1 protein-coding gene and 1 pseudogene are annotated in these 1,024 nt (G+C 77.5%); both read right to left on the bottom strand.

Annotated features, from left to right (window positions below):
* Positions 1–658 (bottom strand): annotated as a pseudogene (locus tag AB0I76_RS30720) (hypothetical protein); the annotation flags it as partial.
* The coding region (locus AB0I76_RS30715; protein WP_357042854.1) for a glycosyltransferase at positions 651–1,024 on the bottom strand (374 nt) is incomplete at its 5' end. The gene AB0I76_RS30715 and the pseudogene AB0I76_RS30720, both read right to left, overlap by 8 nt.

Below are 1,024 nucleotides of genomic sequence, written 5' to 3'. Positions count from 1 at the left end.
CCGGAGCGTTCCCGTCGCGGGCCAACCGCTCCATCGTCCGCGCCAGGTGCTCGCTGCCGTCGTCCAGGTGCCGGGCCGCCGACTGCATGTGCGAGGGCCACGGCCACCGTTTCACCGCCATTCCGGCGGCGGTGACCAGCACCACCGGCGGCGCGAGCGGCTCACCCACCAGCCGGGCCACGGTCCGCTCCCCCGCCCGGTGCGCCTGGTCGCCGACGTGCACCCGGGGTCGAGCCGCCCGGTCGGCCGGGTCCAGCAGCCCCTCGGCGTGCAGGATCTCCAGGTAGCGCTGGCCGACCAGCTGATCCGGTGGCGGGTCGCGCCACAGGTTCGTCACGGCGCGGGTGGCGGCGGCCTCCAGCAGGTCCGGGATTCCGTCGTAGCGGGTGGTGCTGACCGCCAGGTCGGGTCGCCGCGCCGCGAGGGCCGCCAGGACCGCCTCCCGCTCGGCGCCGGGCCGGTCATGTCGGGGCGTGCGTACCTCGGCCACCGCCGGGTCGACGCGGACCAGGTCGGCGCCCGGGCCGTGGGTGAGGACCCGCAGCCGCGCGCCCGGGTTGCGGCGGGCCAGGCCGTGCACCACCGGCAGCAGCATCAGCAGGTCGCCGATTCCGCCGAGCAGGTCGACCACGAGGATGTCCGCGTACCGGTCAGGCACCGGCCCACCCCAGGGTCCGCGCGTACAGGTCGCGGTGCGCGGCGGCCACCCGGGGCCAGGAGTACGCGGCGGCGAACGCGCGTCCCCGCTCGGCGAGCCGTCGCCGCAGGACCGGGTCGGCGAGCAGCCGGGACACCGTACGCGCGATCGCACCGCTGTCCCGGCGTGCCCGGACCACCGCCACCGCCCCGCTGCGGTGCAGGTCGTCCGCGTCCTCGTCGGGCACGGTGACGGCGGTCGGCACGCCGTGCGCGAGCGCGGCGAGAAGGGCCCCGCTCTTGGTGCTCACCCCGGCGGTGAACGGCAGCACCGCCACGTCGGCGGCGTGCAGCACGGCCGAGACCCGCTCGCGCGGCACGTGGTCGG

The sequence above is a fragment of the Micromonospora sp. NPDC049799 genome, assembly GCF_040656655.1.
GTDB lineage: Bacteria > Actinomycetota > Actinomycetes > Mycobacteriales > Micromonosporaceae > Micromonospora.
The sequence above is the reverse complement of the archived record's forward strand: the minus strand, read 5'-3'. Positions and strand labels throughout refer to the sequence as shown.